The organism is Parasaccharibacter apium (genome assembly GCF_002917995.1).
GTDB classification, from domain to species: Bacteria; Pseudomonadota; Alphaproteobacteria; order Acetobacterales; family Acetobacteraceae; genus Bombella; species Bombella apis.
Genome location: NZ_LMYH01000011.1, coordinates 1 through 20,617, shown reverse-complemented (window position 1 = coordinate 20,617; position 20,617 = coordinate 1). Strand labels below are relative to the sequence as shown.

General features: G+C 59.1%; 20 protein-coding genes and 1 pseudogene. 6 read left to right on the top strand and 15 right to left on the bottom strand.

From position 1 onward, the window contains the following. Positions 1 to 20: 20 nt before the first annotated feature. The 12 genes from ASO19_RS04490 to ASO19_RS04435 form a co-directional block, all read right to left on the bottom strand. On the bottom strand, positions 21 to 308 hold the full coding sequence (locus ASO19_RS04490) for a hypothetical protein (protein WP_103765491.1): 288 nt from the start codon (positions 306 to 308) through the stop codon (positions 21 to 23). Positions 309 to 470: 162 nt separating this feature from the next. Continuing rightward, a complete protein-coding gene (locus ASO19_RS04485; protein ID WP_043560335.1) occupies positions 471 to 920 on the bottom strand; it encodes a type II toxin-antitoxin system RatA family toxin in 450 nt (149 codons plus the stop codon). Beyond that, positions 920 to 1,900 carry a lipoyl synthase gene (gene lipA / locus ASO19_RS04480; RefSeq protein ID WP_043560338.1) on the bottom strand — a complete coding sequence of 327 codons (981 nt, stop codon included), beginning with the start codon at positions 1,898 to 1,900 and terminating at the stop codon, positions 920 to 922. Before lipA ends, ASO19_RS04485 begins: the two co-directional genes overlap by 1 nt. A 3-nt stretch (positions 1,901 to 1,903) precedes the next feature. Then, positions 1,904 to 3,310 (bottom strand): dihydrolipoyl dehydrogenase, encoded by a 1,407-nt coding sequence (gene lpdA, locus ASO19_RS04475; RefSeq protein WP_081563099.1) that lies wholly within the window; start codon positions 3,308 to 3,310, stop codon positions 1,904 to 1,906. Positions 3,311 to 3,312: 2 nt separating this feature from the next. Continuing rightward, positions 3,313 to 4,560: a pyruvate dehydrogenase complex dihydrolipoamide acetyltransferase gene (locus ASO19_RS04470; RefSeq protein ID WP_103765490.1), complete on the bottom strand. Its 1,248-nt coding sequence runs from the start codon at positions 4,558 to 4,560 to the stop codon at positions 3,313 to 3,315. Between the two features lie 5 nt (positions 4,561 to 4,565). After that, positions 4,566 to 5,939 (bottom strand): pyruvate dehydrogenase complex E1 component subunit beta, encoded by a 1,374-nt coding sequence (locus ASO19_RS04465; RefSeq protein WP_086431029.1) that lies wholly within the window; start codon positions 5,937 to 5,939, stop codon positions 4,566 to 4,568. Between the two features lie 3 nt (positions 5,940 to 5,942). Beyond that, on the bottom strand, positions 5,943 to 6,947 hold the full coding sequence (pdhA, locus tag ASO19_RS04460) for a pyruvate dehydrogenase (acetyl-transferring) E1 component subunit alpha (RefSeq protein ID WP_043560353.1): 1,005 nt from the start codon (positions 6,945 to 6,947) through the stop codon (positions 5,943 to 5,945). Positions 6,948 to 7,064: 117 nt separating this feature from the next. Continuing rightward, positions 7,065 to 8,012, bottom strand: coding sequence for an indole-3-glycerol phosphate synthase TrpC (trpC, locus tag ASO19_RS04455; protein ID WP_081563098.1), 948 nt, complete (start codon positions 8,010 to 8,012; stop codon positions 7,065 to 7,067). Between the two features lie 48 nt (positions 8,013 to 8,060). After that, positions 8,061 to 9,134: an anthranilate phosphoribosyltransferase gene (trpD, locus tag ASO19_RS04450; protein WP_103765489.1), complete on the bottom strand. Its 1,074-nt coding sequence runs from the start codon at positions 9,132 to 9,134 to the stop codon at positions 8,061 to 8,063. Next, positions 9,134 to 9,733, bottom strand: coding sequence for an anthranilate synthase component II (locus ASO19_RS04445; RefSeq protein WP_103765488.1), 600 nt, complete (start codon positions 9,731 to 9,733; stop codon positions 9,134 to 9,136). The genes trpD and ASO19_RS04445 overlap by 1 nt, the downstream gene beginning before the upstream one ends. Further along, positions 9,730 to 11,244: an anthranilate synthase component I family protein gene (locus ASO19_RS04440; protein ID WP_081563095.1), complete on the bottom strand. Its 1,515-nt coding sequence runs from the start codon at positions 11,242 to 11,244 to the stop codon at positions 9,730 to 9,732. Before ASO19_RS04440 ends, ASO19_RS04445 begins: the two co-directional genes overlap by 4 nt. Continuing rightward, on the bottom strand, positions 11,241 to 13,208 hold the full coding sequence (locus ASO19_RS04435) for a peptidyl-prolyl cis-trans isomerase (protein ID WP_103765487.1): 1,968 nt from the start codon (positions 13,206 to 13,208) through the stop codon (positions 11,241 to 11,243). Before ASO19_RS04435 ends, ASO19_RS04440 begins: the two co-directional genes overlap by 4 nt. Before the next feature lie 158 nt (positions 13,209 to 13,366). Between ASO19_RS04435 and tpiA the strand changes: the two genes are divergently transcribed. The 4 genes from tpiA to kdsA all read left to right on the top strand — a co-directional run bounded on the left by tpiA (position 13,367) and on the right by kdsA (position 17,047). Beyond that, positions 13,367 to 14,161, top strand: a complete 795-nt coding sequence (gene tpiA, locus ASO19_RS04430; protein ID WP_043560363.1) for a triose-phosphate isomerase — start codon at positions 13,367 to 13,369, stop codon at positions 14,159 to 14,161. An 18-nt stretch (positions 14,162 to 14,179) separates the two neighbouring features. Next, entirely contained in the window at positions 14,180 to 14,509 is a 330-nt protein-coding gene (gene secG / locus ASO19_RS04425; protein WP_043560365.1) for a preprotein translocase subunit SecG, read from the top strand. Between the two features lie 73 nt (positions 14,510 to 14,582). Next, positions 14,583 to 16,226, top strand: a complete 1,644-nt coding sequence (locus ASO19_RS04420) for a CTP synthase (RefSeq protein WP_043560366.1) — start codon at positions 14,583 to 14,585, stop codon at positions 16,224 to 16,226. After that, positions 16,223 to 17,047: a 3-deoxy-8-phosphooctulonate synthase gene (gene kdsA / locus ASO19_RS04415; protein ID WP_103765486.1), complete on the top strand. Its 825-nt coding sequence runs from the start codon at positions 16,223 to 16,225 to the stop codon at positions 17,045 to 17,047. Before ASO19_RS04420 ends, kdsA begins: the two co-directional genes overlap by 4 nt. A gap of 20 nt (positions 17,048 to 17,067) precedes the next feature. Here kdsA and ASO19_RS04410 read toward each other — a convergent pair whose 3' ends face one another. Further along, complete coding sequence (locus tag ASO19_RS04410) at positions 17,068 to 17,550, bottom strand: DUF3429 domain-containing protein (RefSeq protein WP_043560369.1); 483 nt, start codon at positions 17,548 to 17,550, stop codon at positions 17,068 to 17,070. A gap of 113 nt (positions 17,551 to 17,663) precedes the next feature. Here ASO19_RS04410 and eno point away from each other — a divergent pair, with 113 nt between their 5' ends. Beyond that, positions 17,664 to 18,950, top strand: coding sequence for a phosphopyruvate hydratase (eno, locus tag ASO19_RS04405; RefSeq protein WP_043560384.1), 1,287 nt, complete (start codon positions 17,664 to 17,666; stop codon positions 18,948 to 18,950). 199 nt (positions 18,951 to 19,149) lie between these two features. After that, complete coding sequence (locus tag ASO19_RS04400) at positions 19,150 to 19,473, top strand: FtsB family cell division protein (protein WP_043560387.1); 324 nt, start codon at positions 19,150 to 19,152, stop codon at positions 19,471 to 19,473. 145 nt (positions 19,474 to 19,618) lie between these two features. Here the strand turns inward: ASO19_RS04400 and rpmG are convergent, their stop codons facing one another. Then, the gene (rpmG, locus tag ASO19_RS04395) at positions 19,619 to 19,786 is read right to left on the bottom strand and encodes a 50S ribosomal protein L33 (RefSeq protein ID WP_043561310.1); all 168 of its coding nucleotides are present in this window, start codon (positions 19,784 to 19,786) and stop codon (positions 19,619 to 19,621) included. 172 nt (positions 19,787 to 19,958) lie between these two features. Continuing rightward, a pseudogene (locus ASO19_RS09120) lies at positions 19,959 to 20,617 on the bottom strand (hypothetical protein); the annotation flags it as partial.

Sequence of the window (20,617 nt, the reverse complement as noted above, 5' to 3'; positions counted from 1 at the left end):
CTGCCAGAAACAGGCCTGGATCAGTTGGCCGGAGCTGCTTCCGGAGCCGGAGCTGCAGGCTGGGCCGGAGCTGCCGGAGCTGCTTCCGGAGCCGGAGCTGCAGGCTGGGACTTCTGCAGGGAAGATGCGTTCAGATCTTCAGTAGCCTGCGGAGCCTTGCCGTCTTCCTTCTTCTGGCCATGCTTCATGTTGCACTTCTTGCCATGATGATGGTGATGGCGAGCATGATGGGCATCAGCAGCAAAAGCCGGAGCAGCAGCAGCTGTCAGGCCGATCAGAGCGACAGCAGAGAGAGACAGTTTCTTCATAAATCCTCCTCAATCGTCCTTCCATGTGACGACGGGGGCAGTGTAGGACGAATACTTCTGCAAAACAATCCACACAGCACTAAAAGAAATATTACATAAAAAACAGGTCTGTAAGTCCACCCCATCCAGACCGGGCAACAGATCTTTCGTCTGCTGGTCCTGTCAGCCTGCATTCCCTCCGGGAGGCCCATAGATTGCCCCGGCCCGGGTAATAAAAGCCTTGACCATCAAGCGGACCCCCTCATTGAAGACCATGCCGATGGCATTCCTCAGAAGGCGGGACCGGAACTCAAAATCCACGAAGAAATCGACACGGCAGCCCTGCCCCTCCGGTGTGAAGGTCCAGACATTCTTGAGATGTTTGAAAGGACCACGCTCATACCCCACGACGATACGATGGGGACGCTCCAGCCGCACACGGCTCGTATAGCTTTCCCTGAACGGCCCGAAGCCGATTGTCAGGTCGGCCAGCAGCTCGTCTTCCGTACGTGACCGAACGACCGATCGCACGCACCAGGGCAGAAACTCGGGATACTTGCCAACATCAGCTACCAGATCAAAAAGCTGCTCAGCAGAATAGGGAATCACTCTCTGTTCAGCGTGTGTCGGCATCAGCCCTGACCCTTTTTCAAACGACGTTCCCGGGCCTCACGCAGCTCGGCAAAGTCCCGGTCCGCATGATAGGAGGACCGGGTCAGCGGAGACGAGCTGACCTGAAGGAACCCCTTCGCCCGGGCCATGGCACCGTAATCAGCAAATTCATCAGGCGTGACGAAGGCTTTCACTGCCGCATGTTTGACAGTGGGTTGGAGATACTGACCCAGTGTCAGAAAATCGACATCGGCAATCCGGAAATCATCCATCACCTGCGCCACCTCCATCTTCTCTTCACCCAACCCCAGCATCATGCCGGACTTCGTGAAGATGGACGGATCAAGCTTCTTGGCCTCATCCAGAAGACGGACTGACTGGTAATAACGGGCCCCCGGGCGTATCCCCGGATAGAGCCGGGGCACCGTCTCGATATTGTGGTTGAACACATCCGGCCGGGCCTCCACGACCACCTCCAGCGCACCCGGCTTCCGCAGGAAATCGGGTGTCAGGATTTCTATGGTCGTACCGGGCGACGCAGCCCTGATGGCGGCGATCACATCGGCAAAATGCTGCGCCCCGCCATCAGGCAGGTCATCACGGTCCACCGATGTGATGACCACATGCTTCAGCCCCAGCTTGGCCACAGCCTCCGCCACATGGGCAGGTTCATCAGGGTCCAGCCGGTTGGGAAGGCCCGTCGTGACATTGCAGAAGGCACAGGCCCTCGTGCATATCTCACCCATGATCATCATGGTCGCATGGCGCTGGGACCAGCACTCCCCGATATTCGGGCAGGCTGCTTCCTCGCAGACGGTCGCTAGGCCATGCGTGCGCATCAGCTCTCTTGTCTCATCATAGACGGGATTGCTCCCTGGAGCCTTCACCCTGATCCATGAAGGTTTCTTCTGGATGGGGTTGTCCGGCCGGTGAGCCTTCTCAGGATGCCGTATGGCCGCCATACGCTCCCGCTGATGATTGATGACGATACGCTGGACCATGAATCAGATGTGCAGAGCACCCTCATAAGCGGCAAGAACGGCTTCGTGCATCGTCTCCGAGATGGTCGGATGCGGGAAGACCGTTTCCATAAGCTCGGCATCGGTCAGCTCGCCCGTACGGGCAATGACATACCCCTGGATCATCTCCGTAACTTCGGAGCCGATCATATGGGCACCGAGCAGCTCGCCCGTCTCGGCGTCAAAGACCGTCTTGGTCATGCCTTCAGGCTCACCCATGGCCACGGCCTTGCCGTTGGCCAGGAAGGGGAACCGCCCGACACGGACCTTGTAGCCCTCTGCCTTGGCCTTCTCCTCGCTCAGCCCCACGGAAGCCACCTGCGGACGGGCATAGATGCAGCCCGGAATGTTGCGGGCATGGAGAGGCTCCGGAGAGCGTCCGCTGATCTTCTCGACGCAGATCACACCTTCATGGCTTGCCTTGTGGGCCAGCCACGGCGGAGCCGCCACGTCACCGATGGCATAGATGCCCGGCTCACCCGTGCGGCAGAACTCGTCCGTCTGGATGTGCGAACGGTCCACCTTGACCTTCGTCCCCTCGAGGCCGAGGTCTTCCACGTTACCGACGATGCCCACGGCGCAGATCACACGATCCACCGTCAGGTCAACCTTGCCTTTTGCCGTCTCGATCGTGGTGGAGACCTCATTGGCCCCCTTCTTCAGCGGACCAACCTTCGCACCCGTATGGATGGTCATGCCACGCTTCTCGAACGCCTTGTGCGCCTGTGCGCTGATCTCGGCATCCTCGGTCATGAGGATACGGTCAGCCACTTCAGCAATCGTGACCTCACAGCCAAGATCACGATAGAAAGAGGCAAACTCGATGCCAATGGCACCAGAACCGATGACCAGAAGCCGCTTGGGCAGCGTATCCGGCGTCATGGCCTCACGGGCACCCCAGACAAGCTTGCCGTCCGTCTCAAGCCCGGGAAGCTGACGCCCCCGTGCCCCGGTGGCCAGAATGACATGAGGCGCACGGATCTGGGCCGTTTCCTTGCCATCCTTCGTGATGGAGACCTTATGCGCCTCACCAGCACGACCGGCCAGCCTGCCACGACCATCAAAGGTCGTGACCTTGGCTTTCTTCAGAAGATGGGCCACGCCCTTCCCCATCCGCTCCGCCACGCCACGGGACCGTTTCACGATGGCTGCGAGGTCAAAGGACGGCTGGTTGGCAGAAAGACCGTACTCCTGGAGATGGCCGAGCGTATGATACACCTCGGCGGAGCGCAGCAGGGCCTTGGTGGGGATGCAGCCCCAGTTGAGGCACACGCCACCCATGTGGGTACTCTCCACCAGAGCCACATTCATGCCAAGCTGGCTGGCCCGCAGTGCGGCCACATAGCCCCCCGGGCCACCACCGATCACAACAAGATCAAAAAGGTCGGACATGATCAAAGCACCAGAGAATAAGGGTTCTGAATGAGGTCACGCAGCGTATTGAGCCACTGCGCACCAAGAGCACCATCCACGGCACGATGATCCACCGAGAGCGTGGCCGTCATGACGGTTGCCACGGCCAGCTCACCATCCCGCACCACGGGGCGTTTCTCACCCGAAGCAACCGCAAGGATGGCAGCCTGCGGCGGATTGATGATGGCGGCGAAGTCCTTCACGCCAAACATGCCCATGTTGGAGATGGAGAACGTTCCACCCTGATAGTCCTCAGGCGAGAGCTTGCCGTCACGGGCACGGGTCGCAAGACTGCGGGCCTCCTGACTGATCTCCCTGAGGCTCTTGCGGTCAGCCTGCCGGATGACCGGCGTCACCAGCCCATCCGGCACGGAGACGGCCATGGAAATGTCCACATCCTCGAAATGCAGCATCTCGGTCTCGGTGAACTGGACGTTCAGGCCCGGCAGCTTCTTCAGGGCAAGAGCCACGGCCTTGATCATCATGTCATTGACAGAAATCTTGCAGCCCTCTGCCTCCAGAGCCTTGTTCAGGCGGCTGCGCAGGGACAGCAGGGCATCCAGCTCGATATCAACAGAGACATAGAAATGCGGCACCTGTGTCTTGGATTCCGTCAGGCGGCGGGCAATCACCTTCCGCATCCCGGAATGCTTCACATGCTCCACATGACCAGCTGCCGGAGCGGCCGCAGACGACGCAGCCGGGGCAGGCTTCTGCCCCTTCGCCTCCTCCACGTCACGCCGCAGGATGCGGCCATTGGGGCCTGTCCCTGCCAGACTGGCAATATCAACCCCATGCTCCTTGGCAATGCGACGGGCCAGAGGAGAAATGAAGATGCGCTCCCCTTTGCCTTTTTCAGGTGCAGCCGACTTCTTGTCCGGGTCGAAAGAGGAAATCTCAATCGGGGCGGGAGTCTCGTCCTTTACCCCGGCCTTCTTTTCCGGTTCCGGCTTTGCCCCGGCAGCCGGAGCCTCCGGAACATCTTCCCCCTCATCCACCAGAATGGCGATCGGGGTTTTCACGGCCACATGCTCGGTCCCTTCCGGAATGAGGATCTTCCCAAGAATCCCCTCATCCGCCGCTTCCACTTCCATGGTCGCCTTGTCGGTCTCGATCTCGGCGATCACATCGCCGGACTGGACCATGTCACCCTCTTTTTTAAGCCAGCGGGCGACAGTACCTTCCGTCATGGTCGGAGACAGGGCCGGCATTAAAATATTGATTGCCATCGGTTTCAGTCTCCAAACTGCTTGCGCACAGCCTCAACAATCCATTCCGGCTTGGGCAGGGCCAGCTTCTCCAGATTTGCTGCATAAGGGAGAGGAATATCCAGCCCGCAGACACGGGCCGGAGGGGCATCCAGCCAGTCGAAGGCCTGCTCGACGGCAACCGTGCAGATTTCGGACCCGATGCCCGCAACCGGCCAGCCTTCTTCCACCGACACGATGCGGCTCGTCTTCTTCACGCTCTTGATGATCGTTTCCGTATCGAGCGGACGCAGGGTCCGCAGGTTGATCACCTCGGCCTCGATGCCCTGCTCGGCCAGAAGCTCGGCAGCTTCCAGAGCCACGCCAACCATGATGGAGAAAGCGACCAGCGTCACATCCTTGCCTTCACGCTCGATCTTGGCCTTGCCGATCGGCAGGATGAAATCCTCATCCACCGGGCATGGGAACTTCTTGCCGTACATGATCTCGTTTTCCAGAACCACGACCGGGTTCGGATCACGGATGGCGGCACGGAGCAGGCCCTTGGCATCTGCCGCAGACCACGGGGCCACGACCTTCAGGCCCGGAATGTGGGCATACCAGCTGCCAAAGCACTGGGAATGCTGCGCCCCGACACGGGCCGCTGCTCCGTTGGGACCACGGAACACGATCGGACAGGACATCTGACCACCGGACATGTAACGTGTCTTGGCGGCAGAGTTGATGATGTGGTCCACAGCCTGAAGGGAGAAGTTCATCGTCATGAATTCGACGATCGGCTTCACACCGGACAGGGCGGCACCAACGGCCATGCCGGTGAAGCCATGCTCCGTGATGGGCATGTCCATGACACGCTTCGCACCGAATTCATCCAGAAGGCCCTGACTGACCTTGTAGGCGCCCTGATACTGGGCCACTTCCTCACCGAGCAGGAACACGTCCTCATCACGACGCATCTCGGCAGCCATGGCATCACGCAGAGCCTCACGCACGGTGATCTCGGCCGTCTCCCCCCATTCAGGCTCGACCAGGTCGGTCGTGGAGGTGCTGGCCGGAGCCTGTGGTGCGGGCGTCTGGGCAGGAACGTTCTTTTCCACCTTGGAAGCAGAGCCAGCCTTGGGACCGAGGTCCAGCCCGTCCGCTGCAGAAGCGTCCTCACCCTCCTCCAGCAGGACGGCGATGGGCGTGTTCACCGCCACGTGGTCCGTTCCCTCGGTGACGAGGATACGCCCCAGAACGCCTTCCTCGACGGCTTCCATTTCCATGGTGGCCTTGTCGGTCTCGATCTCGGCGATCACTTCGCCGGGCTTGACCACATCACCTTCTTTCTTGACCCAGCGGGCCAGTGTTCCCTCCTCCATCGTCGGGGAGAGAGCAGGCATGAGAATAGGAGAGGCCATGAGTTATTCCCCCACCAGAACGTCGGTCCAGAGCTCGGATGCATCCGGCTCAGGGCTGGTTTCTGCAAATTCGGCAGCATCCTTCACAGTGGCCTTCACATCCTGTTCCACTGCCTTGAAGAAGGCTTCATCAATCCCGTGCTTGATCATTTCTGCTTTCAGCGTTTCGATCGGGTCACGTGTCCGGCGCATCTCGTCCACCTCGGACCGCTGGCGGTACTTCGCCGGGTCTGACATGGAATGGCCACGATAGCGGTAAGTTTCCATCTCCAGCAGGAACGGCCCCTTGCCGGAGCGGCAATGCTCCATGGCTTCTCTGGCGGCCTGATAAACGGCGGCCACATCCATGCCATCCACCTTGCGGGATGGAATTCCCCACGGAGCGGCATTCTTCGAGAGGTCCTTGGAGGCGGAGGAGCGCTCAATGGAAGTCCCCATGCCGTAACGGTTGTTCTCGATCACATAAAGGCAGGGAAGCTTGTGCAGGGCGGCGAGATTGAAGCTCTCATAAACCTGCCCCTGATTGGACGCACCCTCACCGAAATACACGATGGAAACGGCACCATCCTTCTTGTAGGCACTCGTCAGGGCAAGGCCGGTCCCGATGGCCACCTGCGCTCCGACAATACCATGCCCTCCGTAGAACTCCTGTTCCTTTGAAAACATGTGCATGGAGCCACCCTTGCCGTGGGAATACCCCCCTGAACGGCCTGTGAGCTCCGCCATGACGCCACGGGCCGTCATGCCAGCCACCAGCATCTGCCCGTGATCACGATAGGAGGTGATGGAACGGTCGCCCTTCTTCATGGCGAGACCGATACCAGCCACAACAGCTTCCTGACCGATATAAAGATGGCAGAAGCCACCGATCAGCCCCATGCCGTACAGCTGGCCGGCCTTTTCCTCGAAGCGACGCACAAGGAGCATTTCCCTGTAGGCACGCTCCATTTCCTCCCGTGATAGCGCCGGGCCATTCTGCCGGTTCGGCGCGTCCGTCATAGAACCCATGACACTCTCCCGCGGTTGACGATTTCAGATAGGGCGGACTTGTAACAACAGTCCCTTCCAAAAGCTAGCTATCCGAGACCCCCTCCAACCATTTTTTATACCGGACCGGTACTCTTTTCAGAAACCGAGCAGCCTGCGGGCTGCAAGCCCCGGATCTTCCTCACGCAACAGTGATTCTCCGACCAGAACGGCACTGCACCCTGCCTCGCCAACCTTGGCCAGATCATCCGGCGTGGCAATGCCACTCTCGGACACGACAAGACGATCCGGCGGAACCTGCGGAGCAAGGTCCAACGTCGTCTGAATGTCCGTCTTCAATGTCTTGAGGTTCCTGTTGTTGATGCCGATCAGGAAACTGTCATAAGCAAGCGCCCGATTCAGCTCTTCTTCGTTGTGCACCTCAAGCAGCACATCCATGTCCAGACCACGGGCCAGAGCGATCAGCTCAACAGCCTCATCTTCCTTCAGGGCGGCCATGATAAGCAGGATGCAGTCCGCCCCGATGAGGCGGCTCTCATGAACCTGCCATGGCTCAAGGATGAAATCCTTGCGCAGGATCGGAAGGCTGCATGCAGCACGGACGGCCTGAAGGTCTTCCGCACTCCCGTGGAAACAGGACCCTTCCGTCAAAACGGAAATACAGCTTGCCCCAGCATTCTGATAGGACCGGGCGATCTGCGCCGGATCATACTCAGGCCGCAGGATTCCTGCCGATGGAGATGCTTTTTTCACCTCTGCGATGAGTCCCACACGCCTGTCAGCCGTAATATGCTGAAGGGCCTGACCAAACCCACGGGTCGGCATGGAGACTTCCTTTGCCTTGGCAGCAATCTCCTTCAGCGGCATCACCTGCATCCGCTGCTCGACATCAAGGCGGGTCCGGGCACAGATGCGCTCCAGCACATCACCGCCGCTCTCCCCGCTACCTGATGTGGCAGGCTGGGAGACTTCCGACGCTACCGCCTCCTGTGCATCACCATTTGAAGGGACATCAGAAGCCGGAACCTGTCCACCATCCTCTGCAGGGGCAAAAGCAGCCATCGACCGCTGTGGCAAAAAAATCATGATCGTCCTGAATCTTTACCTTGGAACATTACCGAACGGTTCTAGCGTTCAGTCCTGAGCACTTACACCCGTTTGAGCCCGGATTAAAGCCTTCCGGGCCAGCCCTTCATCAAGGGAGCGGGCTGCCTCGGCCACGTTGCGCCTCAGAGCGGGAACAGAGAGACGGCCACTCTCAAGCAGATTCCCCCGCCCGGCAACATGCAGACCAACAGCTGCATTCAACAGCACCGTATCCCGATAACAGCCTGTTTCTCCTGCAAAAAGAGCCCTCATGCGCTGGGCATTGCAGATGGGGTCTCCCCCCTTCAGGGCGGCAATGCCGTAATGCGGCAGACCGGCCATTTCCGGTGTCAGGTCAAAAGAAATGATCTCCCCATTCTCCCACACATCATTGTGTGTTGGGCCGGCGAGAGTCAGTTCATCAATTCCGCCTTCATCCGTATGACCATGCACAACCCAAGCGGAAACAGCCCCCAGCTCACCCAGCACCCGGGCCACTGGCCGGCACCAGACTTCATCAAACACGCCCACCAGCTGCCGCCGGACCCGCGCCGGATTGCAGAGCGGCCCCAGAAGGTTGAAGAGTGTCCTGAAACCAAGCTGTTTGCGAACAGGTGCAGCCACACGCATGGCCGGGTGATGGAACGGCGCTGCCAGAAAAGCGAGATTTTCCTGCCTCAGACGTTTTTCCTGCCGGGCATGGTCCGCATCGGCAGGAATCCCCAGAGCTTCCAGAACATCCGTTGCCCCGGCCCGGGAAGACAGGGCCCGCCCCCCGTGCTTGGCCACGGACACGCCCAGTCCAGCCAGAACAAAGGCCGTGGCTGTGGAGACATTCAATGTTCCCAGGCCATCACCCCCTGTGCCGCAGACATCCACCGTGTCATCCGGCACCTTCTGCAAGGCCTGCATACTCTGCCGCACGGCCTGCACGGCACCTGAAAGCTCCTCAACGGTCTCTCCCCGCATCTGAAGGGCTGTCAGGAAAGCGGCAAGTTCAATATCCGAAACGGCTCCCTGCATGATGAGCCTGAAAGCCTGCTCCGCCTCAGAAACATCCAGCTCCTTTCTGGCGGCGACTTTCCTGAGAAAAGACGCAAATGGCTTCTCCTGCCCGCCCATCAGCCAGTTGCACCCTCTTTCTGCGGAAGAACATTGGCCAGTCGCAAAAAGTTGGCCAGAAGGTCACGCCCGGAATTGGAGGCAATGCTTTCAGGGTGGAACTGCACACCATGGATCGGATGCTCCCGGTGACGGACCCCCATGATGACACCATCCTCCGTCCTTGCATTGACGATGAGCGAATCCGGTATGCTGTCCGGGTCCAGCGTCAGGCTGTGATAGCGCACCATATCCACCGGGTCGGACAGTCCGGCAAAGACCCCGCTGCCATCGTGATGGATGGCATTGATCTTGCCATGCATCGGCACGGCAGACCGGACGACCTTCGCCCCGAAGACCTGCCCAATGGACTGGTGGCCCAGACAGACACCCAGCACGGGGACCTTCCCCGCTGCTTTTTCAATCAGCTCACAGCAGATACCCGCTTCATCGGGAGAACAGGGGCCGGGAGACAGCACAATGGCAGAAGGATTCATCTCCAGCGCCCGGTCTGCGGTCAGCGCATCATTCCGTTTCACCGCACATTCCACACCCAGTGCTCCGAAATGATGCACCAGATTGAAAGTGAAACTGTCATAGTTATCAATCAGCAGGATCATCTGACTCTCTCCTCACATCCAGAGGTCATATCTGCTTTCTCAGATGATGTGCGGGATGAGGAATTACACCCCCCTTCCCCAGAAAACGCCTGCTGCCCATTATGAACAGCCTGACCAATGGCCGCCTCCGCAGCAGTGAAGAGCGCCCGGGCCTTGGCTCTCGTCTCCTGATATTCCGCCTCAGGGTCAGATTCCGCCACGACACCGCAACCGGCCTGCACATGCATCTGGCCATCCTTCAGCAGGGCCATGCGCAGACCGATGCAGGTATCCATGTCACCATCCGCTCCGAAATAGCCGACACACCCGGCATAAGGGCCACGCCGGGTGGGCTCCAGCTCGTCAATGATTTCCATGGTGCGTATCTTCGGCGCCCCGGTCAGCGTTCCCGCCGGGAAAGCAGCCGAGAGAGCATCCAGCGCCCCGCACCCCGGCTTCACCCGGCCCGTCACGGTCGATGAAATATGCATGACATGGCTGTAGCGCTCCACCACGAAACGGTCGGGCACCTCCACGGTCCCGAGCTGGGACACACGCCCCACGTCGTTCCTGCCCAGGTCGATCAACATGAGATGCTCGGCAAGCTCCTTGCCATCAGCGAGCAGCTCTTTCTCCAGTGCCAGATCATGGGCCCGATCCCGCCCGCGGGGCCGGGTTCCGGCCAGAGGACGGACCGTTACGATACCATCCCGCATCCGCACCAGAATCTCCGGGGACGACCCTACGAGGGTGAATTCACCCAGCTCCATCAAAAACAGGAACGGTGCCGGATTGATGCGCCGCAAACTGCGATACAGGGCCAGTGACGACAGGGGAAACGCTGTCGTGAAACGCTGGCTCGGAACAATCTGGAAGGCATCACCCGCTGCAATATAATCCTGCGCCGTCCTCACCTTCTGGAGGAAAGCCTCATGCGTGATGTTGGAAACAGGCTCCGCCAGCCGGGTTCCCTCTGGCAGGGTCTCTGCCGGGTCAGCAACGGGCTGCCGCAGAGCGGCCACAGCCTTCTCCAGCAGCGCCTCCCCTTCTGCCCTGGCCATGCCATCACGCAACGGGGTGGCCAGAATCAGCTCGTCCCGCACCGTATCGAACACAGCAAACAGCCGGGGACGGATCATCACCCCTTCTGGCAGGTCCAGGTCATTCGGCGGCGGGTTGGGAAGGTCTTCCATCTGACGGACCATGTCATAGCCCAGCACGCCAAAGACACCGCCAATCATCGGGGGCAACCCCTCCGGCAGGTCCATACGGCTCTCATCAAGCAGAGCCTTCAGCGACACCAATGGAGCCGCCTCTTCCGGCCTTCCATCACGAAATGCCTGACCATCCTTGCAGCGCCAGATCGTATCCGGCAGCAAGGCTATGATGGAATACCGCCCTCTGGCAGCGCCTCCCTCCACACTCTCGAAAAAGAGGCGGTACGGATCATCCACCAGACGGGAAAGACGGAGAAAAACCGAGAGCGGTGTCAGCAGATCGGCTGCTTCTACCCTATGTAATATCCTGCTCACTGCTGGCCCAACCTTCCTGAAATCATGCTCAGCACCCTCTCATTCACATCACTGAACAGAGCTGCATTGAAATGACGGGGAGGAGCCTCCCGGGTATAGGACATGCCCAGCGTCTCCTGAAGATCATTGCGGTAAGCCCCGGCTATCAGGCTTGCCTGACGCTGCCGGATGGCCTGCATCATGGTCGGTGATTCCGCATACTGCCCTGTCACATTGACAAGCCAGTAGCCATCTCCCTCCTGGAGCATGGCTGTCTGTCCCTGTTTCTGCTCAAGCGCCGCCCTGAGAATGAGGGCGGGCACATCGTTCCGCAGCTGGAGGCGAGAAAAATGCTCATCCTTCTGGAGCATGGCTTCCTCTTTCTGTCCTGCCAGAGCCTGACGCAGCCCCTCTTTTTTCGCCTGCTGATACAAGGCGGTGACCCTCTGCTCAGTGGCGTGTTTCCGGGCATCCGCCAGCCAGGCATCCTTGACGGCCTGCTGCACGGCCTCGTACGGCTCCTGCCTGCCCGGCGTGACACCATCCACCAGCACGGCAAAAGCACTGCCATCCGGTCCGGTCACGACATGCGGCGGCTCATCTTTCTTCTGACTGAAGACCTGCTCTATCAGAGCCTGACGCAGGGCGACATCACCCGGCAAAGGAGCAGGCTCCCCGCCCGGCAGATTGCCATGGGAATCCAGACTGCCTTCCAGAGGGAAAGCACCAATGTCGGCCGGAACCTTGTCCAGCGTGACAGACCCGGCCACGGCCTCCTCAAAGGCTCTCTGACGGTCCTTCAGCATGGCCGTCGCCCGTTCATTGGCCAGATCCTCACGGAGACTGTCCTTCAGGCTTTCAAAACTGGCATGTCTCGCAGGCTTGACGGACAGCACATGTACCACGCTCCAGCCAGCGGCCGTATGAACAGGCGCAGAAACATGACCCTCCGGCGTGGCAAACGCTGCCTTGCCCAAGGCCTCATCAGGCAGATCGGTCAGACGGGCGTCATTCAACGTGGCAGGAATGGCTTTGGGGTGCTGCTTCTGCAGAGCCGCCCAAGACTGCCCTCCCCGCCATGCTGCCGCCAGACTCTTTGCCGTAGCCTCATCCGTCACGGCCAGCACCTCAATGGAGCGCAGTTCCGGACTGTTATGCCGGGCCGCCTCGGCGGGGTCCTGCATCTTCATCCTGTATGCCGCCTGGAGGTCCTCATCAGAAATCTGGATCGTCTTTGCGACACTGCCTGCCGTCATGATCACGATCCGGGCATGACGGTACTCCGGCTGCCGGAACTGCCAGAGATGGTTCTGATAATAACGCTTCAGCTGCCCATCAGTCGGTTGGGCAGACACCTCTCCCAGAGAGAACGGCAGACGCACCATATCCACCACGGCGCCATGACCGATGTAGTTCATCAGCCAATCCAGCTCCTGCGCCGGGGGCTGCACGGTTTTACCGAATGCAAGCAGAGTGGCACTACCATAAAGCATGCGCCGTACTTCCTGCGTCAGATCCTGATGACTCATATTGTTACGCCCGAGCACCGCCTCCATCTTCTGCGGGTCAAAGCGGCCACTGGGATCCTGGAAATCCGGCATGGCAAAAACAACCCCACGAATCGTTTCATCCCCAGGATTGAGGCCATTCCGCCTGCCAGCCAGTTCTCCCTCATGCACCAGAATGAGACTGCGCAGGGCCGTATGGCCGATCTCCTGCCGTCCCTGCGGGGTCTTCAGGAATTCAGCCGAACCACCCGTCTGCTGAAGGACAGAGGCAACCTGATTCTGGATAGCTTTCTGAAACTCGGCAGGGGTGATCTTGTGTGCTCCGACCTGCACCACGGTATCACCGCCCAGACCGGCCATGCCGCCGCCCAGCCCAAAAAAGGTGCCTCCCAGTACAACAAAAGACACGAAAACCATTAAGGCGATCACCCGGCCGAGCCAGGAGTCAACCAGGAAATGACGCAGGGCAGTAATCATCGAAGACGCATATCACTTTACTGATGGCAGAATAGCATTAGCCGGGAAAACCCGCTAAGCTGCCCCAGCATAGAGATGCCGACACAGATTGACCAGCACGGCGTGTCCCTTCTCTGCTCATGCGCAGTGGATGCATCGTGCCGACCGGGGAGAGCAGAATGACCACCGTACCCAAATTCGTCATTGGGAACTGGAAAATGCAGGCTCGCCACGAGCACGGCCTACAGCTCGCACGGGACATTGCCCATGGCATGAAAGAAGCCCCGCCGCCAGCCCACCTTCACACCATCATCTGTCCGCCTTTCACGCAGCTCGATGGTGTCCATCAGGCCCTGAAGGAAGTCTGCCTGCCCCACGAGCAGCTGGCCCTGGGGGCACAGGACTGTTACCCGGCCTCTTCCGGGCCCTTCACGGGGGATATTTCCGCCCCGATGATCCGGGACATGGGAGCACGCTATGTCATCCTGGGGCATTCCGAACGGCGCCAGAACCATGGGGAGACGGACGCAGTCATCCGTCAGAAGGTCAAGGCCGCCACGGCAGCCGGACTGACGCCAATCGTCTGCATTGGCGAACATCTGGCCGAACGGAACGAAGGTCGGGCCGCCAGCGTACTTTCCACACAGATTGAGGGCTCCCTGACACGGGGCTTCCGTGGAATCGTGGCCTATGAGCCTGTCTGGGCCATCGGCAGTGGTATCACACCCTCCCGGGAAGAGCTCCAGAGAAAGCTCCAGCTGATCCGTGCCCTGCTGCCAATGAGACTCATGACGGATGACATTCGTGTTCCGGTCCTGTATGGCGGGTCTGTAACTTCCGTGCAGGCTCCCTCCATCATGTCCATAGAGGCAGTGGATGGGGTGCTTGTCGGCAGTGCCAGCCTCGAGGCACGAAGCTTCCTGGACATCATTGGCGCTGCGGCTGAAGCAACAACGCCTCAGCCTTCCCCATAACCTGTTGGACCTGACTGCATGACCACATTACTGCTTATCCTCACTGTTCTGGTTGCCCTGGCCCTCATCGGCATTATCCTGATCCAGCGTAGCGAAGGCGGTGGTCTCGGCGTTGGCAGCAGTCAGGGACTTGGCTCCTTCATGTCCGGCCGGGGGACAGCCACCCTGCTGACCCGCGGTACGGCCGTTCTGGCTGCCATTTTCATGATTCTCTGCCTGTGTCTGGCCGTGCTGAACCGTGGGGCCTCCAGCGGTGGCAACACGCGGGACATTCTGGCCCATCCTCCTGCCAGCCAACCAGCAGCTCCAGCGGCTCCGACAGCGCCGTCCCAGCCACAGCATCCCTGAGGCCATTTTTGGGGGAAGCGGAGCACATAATCTGCTTCCCCTTCCCCCCCTCTTCACTATATAAGGGCCTCCCATGACGCGCTTTGTTTTTGTGACGGGTGGGGTTGTATCCTCCCTCGGTAAAGGTATCGCTTCGGCGGCTCTGGCTGCCCTCCTCCAAGCTCGTGGGCACAAGGTCCGCATCAGGAAGCTGGACCCTTATCTGAATGTTGATCCGGGCACGATGAGCCCGTATCAGCATGGTGAGGTGTTCATCACTGATGACGGTGCCGAGACCGACCTCGATCTCGGTCATTACGAGCGTTTTACGGGTGTTCATGCCCGTCGCTCCGACAACACCACGACGGGCCGCATTTACTCCGATGTCATCGCCCGGGAACGCCGGGGCGATTACCTCGGGGCTACGGTCCAGGTCATTCCGCACATCACGGATGCCATCAAGGAAGCCGTGGTTACCGATACGGATGGCTACGATTTTGTCCTGGTTGAAATCGGCGGCACGGTTGGCGACATTGAGAGTCTTCCTTTCCTGGAAGCCATCCGCCAGCTCCGCAATGATCTGGGGCATGAGAACACCATGTGTGTTCACCTGACCCTCCTGCCTTACATTCCCTCCGCTGGTGAGCTGAAAACCAAGCCGACCCAGCATTCCGTCAAGGAACTCCAGAATGTCGGCCTCCAGCCGCAGATTCTGCTCTGCCGCTCCGACCGTCCCATTCCGCAGACAGAGCGGCAGAAAATTGCCAGCTTCTGCAATGTCCGTCCCGAAGCCGTAATTGCAGCGCTGGATGTCGATACAATCTACGCCTGCCCTATCGCCTATCACGAGCAGGGCATGGATCGTGAAGTTCTGCGTTATTTCGGCCTGCCGTTCGAAACAGCGCCAGACCTCTCCCGCTGGGAGAAAATCGTCCGTGGCGTTCGGGAGCCGAAAGGCGAAGTCCGCATCGGCATCGTCGGCAAATATACGGCCCTGCTGGACAGCTACAAGTCCCTTGCCGAGGCCCTTCTGCATGGTGGCATCTCGCAGGATGTCCGTGTCCATATGAACTGGATTGATGCAGAAGAACTGGAAGACCCCTCCAGTCTTGAAGAGCAGCTGCGTGGCATGGATGGCATCCTCGTGCCGGGCGGCTTTGGCGAACGTGGGTCTGAAGGCAAGATCAACGCTGTCCGTTATGCCCGTGAAAACCGGATTCCGTTCCTTGGAATCTGCTTCGGGATGCAGATGGCCGTTATTGAATGTGCCCGCTCCCTCGCAGGCCTGAAGAAGGCCTCCTCCACGGAGTTCGGCCCGACAGATGAGCCACTGGTCGGCCTGATGACCGAATGGGCCCGTGGCACGGAACTGCTGCGCCGCCGTGAAGGAGGCGACCTTGGCGGAACCATGCGTGTCGGTGCCTATCCGGCCAAACTGGTTGAAGGCTCCCGTGTTGCAGAGGTCTACGGCCGGACGGACATCCGTGAGCGCCACCGCCATCGCTGGGAAGTCAACGTCCATTACCGTGACGTGCTGGAAAAAACGTCCCTGCGCTTCTCTGGCATGTCTCCCGATGGCGTTCTGCCCGAGGTGGTGGAATATCCAGACCATCCCTGGTTTATCGGTGTGCAGTACCATCCAGAGCTGCTTTCCAAGCCGTTCGACCCGCACCCGCTTTTCGTAGGGTTTGTCGGCGCTGCAAAAAAAGAACATCTGTCACGGGAACAGGATGTATGAGCGTCCCTCTGGGCAAATTTATCATTGGTCAGGATCAGCCCTTCCGGCTGATCGCTGGCCCGTGCCAGATCGAATCCCGTGATCACGCCTTCTTCATGGCCGAAGCCCTGCATGGGCTCTGTCAGGAGCTGGATATCAAGCTGATTTACAAAAGCAGTTTCGACAAGGCCAACCGCAGTTCCGTCCATGCTGCCCGTGGTGTCGGTATGGAGGAAGGGTTGAAAATCCTCTCCGACATCCGGTCCCGCTTCAATATTCCTGTGCTGACGGATGTTCACGCACCGGAACAGTGTGCTCCTGCAGCTGAAGCTGTGGATGTTCTCCAGATTCCGGCTTTTCTCTGCCGTCAGACAGACCTTCTTCTGGCCGCTGGACGGACAGGACGGGCCATCAATGTCAAAAAAGGGCAGTTCCTCGCTCCGCAGGACATGCAGAACATTGTCGACAAGCTGAAATCTACCGGCAATGAGCGTATCCTGCTCTGCGAACGTGGCACCTGCTTCGGCTACAATACACTCATCAACGACATGCGGGCCCTCCCCATCATGGCGCGCACCGGCTATCCCGTCGTCTTCGATGCCACCCACTCCGTGCAGCAACCGGGCGGATTGGGTACAGCCACCGGAGGGCAGCGTGAATTCGTTGCTCCGTTGGCCCGGGCCGCCCTGGCGACAGGTGTAAGCGCCCTGTTTATCGAGACCCATCAGGAACCGGATACGGCCCCCAGTGATGGCCCGACCATGATCCCCCTTGCTGAAATGCGGTCATTGCTGACCCCACTCAAAAAGATTGACGAGCTCGTGAAAGCTGAGGGCCTCTGATCAGAGGCCCTTCCCCCCTCTCAAAACTGGCCTTGCGGTGAGAGAAGGGCAAACAGGAAGCCAATCACGCACAGACCGGTGCTGATGGCCCGGACCATGATATATCCCTGCGGCAGGTCACCATGCCGGTTGGCGATTCGTTCCAGAGCAAAAATTCCTGCAAAGCCGATTGCCTCCAGCCCGAAGCCTGTGCGCAGATTTCCCAGCAGGCCTGCGCAGAGGGCAAGCCACCCCCAGAGAAACGCAAACGTCCCTGAAAGAAGCGCCCGCCTGTCCCGCAGGCTCTCTCCCTTTGGCGGAATGATCGTGGGTTTGCTGGCCAGCAACCCCCACTGTACAGCCCCATAAAAAGGCAGGAGGCATCCCCCATAGGCTAGAAGGATCTGGCTGAGATGTGGCAGGGATGTCAGCACACCCGCCAGAAACAGCCAGCCCCCCACCAGAAAGGGAAAAACGCCGCCAAGCGCAACAAGCATGGCAGCCGTGACAGGAAATTGTCGCATCTTAATTGACCTCGGGCGCGGATTTTGAGACTGAAATAGAGCGAAAGCGGATCCGGTCTGCGAGCTGATAATAGGCCGTTCGGGGTCCGCCGCATAGAGTCAGGAGAAGTCCCTTGAGCGCTATTGTTGATATTATTGCCCGCGAAATTCTGGACAGCCGTGGTAACCCGACTGTTGAGGTAGATGTTGAACTGGCCTCCGGTGTGACCGGCCGTGCCGCTGTTCCTTCCGGTGCCTCCACCGGTGCCCACGAAGCTGTAGAACTGCGTGATGGCGACAAAAAACGCTTCCACGGCAAGGGTGTCCTGAAGGCCGTCAACGCCGTGAACACGGAGATCGCCGACAAGCTGCGTGGCATGGAATCTGAAGACCAGATCGCCATCGACCAGGCCATGATCGACCTTGATGGTACACCGAACAAAGGCCGCCTTGGCGCCAATGCCATTCTCGGTGTGTCCCTCGCCGTGGCCCGTGCTACAGCTGAAGAGCTGGACCTGCCGCTGTATCGCTATGTTGGCGGCACATTCGCCCATGTTCTGCCGGTCCCGATGATGAACATCATCAACGGTGGTGAGCATGCGGACAACGCCATCGACTTCCAGGAATTCATGATCCAGCCGGTCGGGGCTTCTTCCGTTGCTGAAGCCATCCGCATGGGCTCCGAAATCTTCGCCTGTCTGAAGAAAGAGCTGCACAAGAACGGCCTGAACACCAACGTTGGTGATGAAGGTGGTTTTGCTCCGAACCTGAAGTCCACAGAGGAAGGCCTGAAGTACATCGAGAAGGCCGTTGCCGATGCCGGCTACAAGTTCGGTACGGACATCACCATCGCTCTCGACTGTGCCTCCACCGAGTTCTACAAGAACGGCCGTTACGAGATGAAGGGCGAAGGCAAGAGCTTCTCCTCCAGCGAGATGGTCTCCTACCTTGAGGAACTGACCAAAAAGTTCCCGATCGTCTCCATCGAGGATGGTCTGGCTGAAGATGACTGGGAAGGCTGGAAAGAGCTGACAGAGCGTCTGGGTGACCGCATCCAGCTGGTCGGTGACGATCTCTTCGTGACCAACCCGGCCCGCCTGAAGGAAGGCATCGAGAAGGGTGTTGCCAACTCCCTGCTCGTGAAGGTGAACCAGATCGGCTCCCTGACAGAGACACTGCACGCTGTGGAAATGGCCCAGCGCGCTGGCTACACCACTGTCATGAGCCACCGTTCTGGTGAGACAGAGGACAGCACCATTGCCGACCTCGCCGTCGCCGTGAACACGGGGCAGATCAAGACCGGGTCCCTCTCCCGCTCCGATCGCATGGCCAAGTACAACCAGCTGATCCGCATTGAGCAGCAGCTGGGCAAGAGCGCCAAGTATGCTGGTCACAGCATCCTGAAAAAAGCCCGCAAGTAATTACGGGAGCAGTTTAGCCGGTTCTCCCGGCTGAACTTGCGGAAAAGGCCTCCACCTGGAAACGGGTGGGGGCTTTTTTTATACCTCCCCTTCAGATTTCTCTCTGGCAGGGCCGGCAGATACCTTGCCTCTCCCACCAACCGCTTATAAGGTGATAACCGTTTCAACCTGATCAACATGAAGACCGAGGAGCCATTGCATGATCGCTCTGCTACGGCGTGGACTGGGTGCTGTATTCGCTCCGCTCCTCTTTCTGCTTCTGACAGCCTATTTCATCTGGAATGCCCTGCATGGGACTCTTGGTATTGAGGCCTATCAACGACAGAAGAAACTTCAGGCAGAGGCACAGTCCGCCCTGCTGGATGCCCATAAGGAGCAGGACATCTGGCGTCGGCGCGTCATGGCGCTGAATGAAAGAGCCCTGGACCCGGACATGCTGGATGAACGGAGCCGAGTGATGCTCAACAGCAGCCGCAAGGGCGATCTGGTCATTCCCTACGGTGAGAAAAACTCTCTTTATTGACAGACAGAATGACCGGGCTCTGCCCCCGCTCACCTCACGTTTCCCTGTAAACTATCAGGTCGTTTCTCCCCTCTTGGGGGCAATGACACATAAAAAAAAGCGGCCCCAAAAGGCCGCCTTTCTTTTTCGTCAAATGGAATGACGATTACTTGATCTTCGCTTCACGGAAGACAACGTGCTTGCGCACGACCGGGTCGTACTTGCGTACTTCCATCTTCCCCGTTGCCGTACGGGCATTCTTCTTCGTGACATAGAAATAACCCGTATCTGCAGAAGAAACGAGACGGATCATGATTACGTTTGTCTTGGCCATACTACCCTCGGACTGCTGCCGCATGATGGGACGCTGCTTCATCAGTGTCGGAGCAGCACATCCCCTATACCTGAGCGGGACAATGATACCTTGAGCCTTTCAGGTCAAGCCCTTTCCAGCCCACGATACCCTCATTGAGACAGATTATGCTCTTTTTCTCACAAGATTGGTCTCATTTGTCCCAGTCAAACTGATAAACCCTTTCACTCTTATGAGAACGATGGGACCTCGCAGGAGCCTCAAAGCCCAGAGCATCCACGTAATCATCATCACGTTTTCTGCTCGAATGATGACGCTCCTTCTGGGCATGTGCTTCCACATGCCGTCCGGCGACCGTGTGATGCTCCCTCTCGATAACCACCACCTCATGCTGACGGGCCTGCGTATGCTTATGCCTATGCGTCCGATGCGGCTCCACCACCGGCTGTGCTGCATCCACCACAGCAGCCTCATGCCTGTGATGTGCTCCAGCCTTGCCCTTGGACCTGTGCTGTCTGCCCATCTCTTCATCAGCTCCAGACTGTTGTGGAAGAGGAGCTGCTACGACACCAGTCTCAGGCTGCGGACGGGGTGCTTCCGTAACGGCTGGTACCTGACGTACAGGACGCTGCGGTTCGGAAGGAACCTCGACCCTGGGCTGCGGACGGGGCGCTTCCGTAACGGCTGGCGCCTGACGTACAGGACGCTGCGGTTCGGGAGGAACTTCAACCCTGGGCTGCGGACGGGGCGCTTCCGTAACGGCTGGCGCCTGACGTACAGGACGCTGCGGTTCGGGAAGAACCTCGACCCTGGGCTGCGGACGGGGCGCTTCCGTAATCGTCGGCTCCCTGT

Excerpts from the sequence above, each read along its gene's own strand:
- lipA (WP_043560338.1), bottom strand. The coding sequence starts at position 1,900 with ATGGTCCAGCGTATCGTCATCAATCATCAGCGGGAGCGTATGGCGGCC.
- ASO19_RS04400 (WP_043560387.1), top strand. The coding sequence starts at position 19,150 with ATGATCGCTCTGCTACGGCGTGGACTGGGTGCTGTATTCGCTCCGCTC.
- pdhA (WP_043560353.1), bottom strand. The coding sequence starts at position 6,947 with ATGGGTTCTATGACGGACGCGCCGAACCGGCAGAATGGCCCGGCGCTA.
- trpD (WP_103765489.1), bottom strand. The coding sequence starts at position 9,134 with ATGGGCGGGCAGGAGAAGCCATTTGCGTCTTTTCTCAGGAAAGTCGCC.
- ASO19_RS04465 (WP_086431029.1), bottom strand. The coding sequence starts at position 5,939 with ATGGCCTCTCCTATTCTCATGCCTGCTCTCTCCCCGACGATGGAGGAG.
- ASO19_RS04490 (WP_103765491.1), bottom strand. The coding sequence starts at position 308 with ATGAAGAAACTGTCTCTCTCTGCTGTCGCTCTGATCGGCCTGACAGCT.
- ASO19_RS04410 (WP_043560369.1), bottom strand. The coding sequence starts at position 17,550 with ATGCGACAATTTCCTGTCACGGCTGCCATGCTTGTTGCGCTTGGCGGC.
- ASO19_RS04435 (WP_103765487.1), bottom strand. The coding sequence starts at position 13,208 with ATGATTACTGCCCTGCGTCATTTCCTGGTTGACTCCTGGCTCGGCCGG.
- ASO19_RS04485 (WP_043560335.1), bottom strand. The coding sequence starts at position 920 with ATGCCGACACACGCTGAACAGAGAGTGATTCCCTATTCTGCTGAGCAG.
- tpiA (WP_043560363.1), top strand. The coding sequence starts at position 13,367 with ATGACCACCGTACCCAAATTCGTCATTGGGAACTGGAAAATGCAGGCT.
- rpmG (WP_043561310.1), bottom strand. The coding sequence starts at position 19,786 with ATGGCCAAGACAAACGTAATCATGATCCGTCTCGTTTCTTCTGCAGAT.
- secG (WP_043560365.1), top strand. The coding sequence starts at position 14,180 with ATGACCACATTACTGCTTATCCTCACTGTTCTGGTTGCCCTGGCCCTC.
- ASO19_RS04420 (WP_043560366.1), top strand. The coding sequence starts at position 14,583 with ATGACGCGCTTTGTTTTTGTGACGGGTGGGGTTGTATCCTCCCTCGGT.
- ASO19_RS04470 (WP_103765490.1), bottom strand. The coding sequence starts at position 4,560 with ATGGCAATCAATATTTTAATGCCGGCCCTGTCTCCGACCATGACGGAA.
- trpC (WP_081563098.1), bottom strand. The coding sequence starts at position 8,012 with ATGATTTTTTTGCCACAGCGGTCGATGGCTGCTTTTGCCCCTGCAGAG.
- lpdA (WP_081563099.1), bottom strand. The coding sequence starts at position 3,310 with ATGTCCGACCTTTTTGATCTTGTTGTGATCGGTGGTGGCCCGGGGGGC.
- ASO19_RS04445 (WP_103765488.1), bottom strand. The coding sequence starts at position 9,733 with ATGATCCTGCTGATTGATAACTATGACAGTTTCACTTTCAATCTGGTG.
- kdsA (WP_103765486.1), top strand. The coding sequence starts at position 16,223 with ATGAGCGTCCCTCTGGGCAAATTTATCATTGGTCAGGATCAGCCCTTC.